This is a genomic window from Deinococcus pimensis DSM 21231, from assembly GCF_000519345.1.
Classification (GTDB): Bacteria; Deinococcota; Deinococci; order Deinococcales; family Deinococcaceae; genus Deinococcus_A; species Deinococcus_A pimensis.
Genome location: NZ_KI912652.1, coordinates 33,428 through 35,599, shown reverse-complemented (window position 1 = coordinate 35,599; position 2,172 = coordinate 33,428). Strand labels below are relative to the sequence as shown.

The 2,172-nt window shown below is 71.6% G+C and carries 3 protein-coding genes; all 3 read left to right on the top strand.

The features are described from left to right. Positions 1–238 precede the first annotated feature (238 nt). The gene (ubiE, locus tag DEIPI_RS0114425; protein ID WP_027482227.1) at positions 239–967 is read left to right on the top strand and encodes a bifunctional demethylmenaquinone methyltransferase/2-methoxy-6-polyprenyl-1,4-benzoquinol methylase UbiE; all 729 of its coding nucleotides are present in this window, start codon (positions 239–241) and stop codon (positions 965–967) included. A 555-nt stretch (positions 968–1,522) separates the two neighbouring features. Further along, complete coding sequence (locus DEIPI_RS0114420; protein ID WP_157463673.1) at positions 1,523–1,894, top strand: hypothetical protein; 372 nt, start codon at positions 1,523–1,525, stop codon at positions 1,892–1,894. Between the two features lie 29 nt (positions 1,895–1,923). Then, the coding region (locus DEIPI_RS0114415) for a rhodanese-like domain-containing protein (protein WP_027482225.1) at positions 1,924–2,172 on the top strand (249 nt) is incomplete at its 3' end.

Sequence of the window (2,172 nt, the reverse complement as noted above, 5' to 3'; positions counted from 1 at the left end):
CGGGCGGCGGGACCGAGCGCGTCGAGGGCGGCTCGGGCGGCGTGGCGGACGCGCGGCTCGGGCGAGGCGAGGAGCGCGACGAGGTGCCGTGGTTCGAGCGTGCCCTTCATACGATCAGGCTAGACAAGCCAGGGCGCGCTTTCATCGGCACGGAGACGTAGGCCGTTCATCCTTCCTTGCCCTCCGACGGTGCGCGCGGCGGACATGCGCCCGGTGCGGGCGTGCTAGGCTTTCGCGCATGAGTGCCGCGCCACGTCCGCCCGTCGGCGAACGCCCCGACAAGGCCGAGGGCGTGCAGGAGATGTTCGCGCAGATCGCGCCCCGTTACGACCTGCTCAACCGCGTCCTGAGCTTCGGCGTGGACCGCGGCTGGCGCCGCGCCGCCACGACCGAGGCGCTGCGCCGGAATCCGGCGCGGGTGCTGGACGTCGCGACGGGCACGGCGGACTTCGCGCTGGAGCTCAAGCGCCGCGCGCCCGGCGCGGAGGTGGTAGGCTGCGACTTCGTCCCGCAGATGCTGGAGATCGGGCGGCGCAAGGCGGCGGCGCTGGGCCTCGACGTGCGTCTGGAGGAGGGCGACGCGCTGCACCTTCCCTACCCGGACGGGAGCTTCGACGTGGTGACCTGCGCGTTCGGCTTCCGCAACTTCGCGGACTACGCGCGGGGCCTGTCGGAGTTCCACCGCGTGCTGCGCCCCGGCGGGCGGCTCGTGCTGCTGGAGTTCCCGCCGCCCCGCCCGGGGCTGTTCGGGGCGCTGTTCCGCTTCTACTTCAATCACGTGCTGCCGCGCGTGGGGGCGCTCGTGTCGGGCAGCGCGGGCGCGTACACGTACCTGCCGGAGTCCGTGCTGGCCTTCCCGGACCCGGACCGCCTCGCGCGGATGATGCTCGCGGCGGGCTTCCGGACGCGTCACCGCCTGCTGACCTTCGGGATCGCGGCACTGCACGTGGGGGACAAAAAGTTGTAGAGACGCGTCACCGCATCAGGCATGAGCACCGGACCGCTCCGGTGCGTACGACGGCAAAAAAGTTGTAGAGACACGTCACCGCCCCAGGCAAAAGCGAGGGGCCGTCCCCGCCATGAGTGGAGAGACACGTTGATGCACGAAGCAAGAGGATCGGACCGCTCCGATCCGTACGACGGCAGAGCGTACGCGGCCAAACGCGGACGGCCACCGACACGTGCAGAGACACGTCACCGCCCCAGGCATGAGCACCGGACTGCTCCGGTGCGTACGACGGCAAAAAAGTTGTAGAGACGCGTGAACGCCCCAGGCATGAGCGAGGGGCCGCTCCCGGTGCGTATGCGGCCAAAACGTCTCAGAGACCTCTCTGCGTGAGGGGTTCTGCCCTGCCTGGCGGGCGCGCGGTCCTAGACTCGGCGCAGATCGTGGCGTTCCAGGGGAGCGCCGGAACGGGGTGCTGTCCTGAGCGTCGTCCGCCGTGAGTTCGTCCTGTCGTGGCCGCCCGGGGGGGCGGCCTTCCCGGACCTGCTGAAATTCGTGTTCGCGGGGTCGGAGGAAGTGTCGCTGGTGTGGCCGGCGCGGGTGTCGTCGCTGTCGGAGAGTGGCGTGGCGTTGCGGGAGGTGCTGCGGCCCTTCACGGTCGCGCGGCGGGTGACGAGGTCGTGGCCGGGCACCGAGCGCAGTTCGCGTGAGGTGGTGCTGGAGTACTACCGTCCGGACCGCGAGGTGCGGCGGGCGCTGGCGGGGGCGGGGTCGCCGTGGGCGCTGGTGGGGCCGGACTGGCCGGAGGACCTCGCGGGGTACCGGGCGGGGCGGGCGTGCTGGTTCGGGTGCGTCTCGCACGAGGAGTTCGCGTTCGCGCTGCTGTCGGAGGAGGAGCGTCGGGCGTTCGGGCGGGTGGTCGGGGAGGGTCTGCTGACGTCGCGGTGACGCCCGGCGCGGCTGGGTATTGTGTCCGTATGCTTCCCACTCCTCTCGTTTCCGTGAGCTGGCTGTCCGAGCACCTGCACGATCCGGACCTGCGGATCCTGGACTGCCGTTTCGACCTGATGGATCCGGGTGCGGGCGTGCGCGCCTTCCACGAGGGGCACGTGCCGGGCGCGGCGTACGTGCACCTGGAGCTGGACCTGTCGGGGCCGAAGCGTCCGGGTGGGGCGGGCGGGCGGCATCCGCTGCCGGAGCCCGCGGTGCTGGCGGCCCCGACAGGT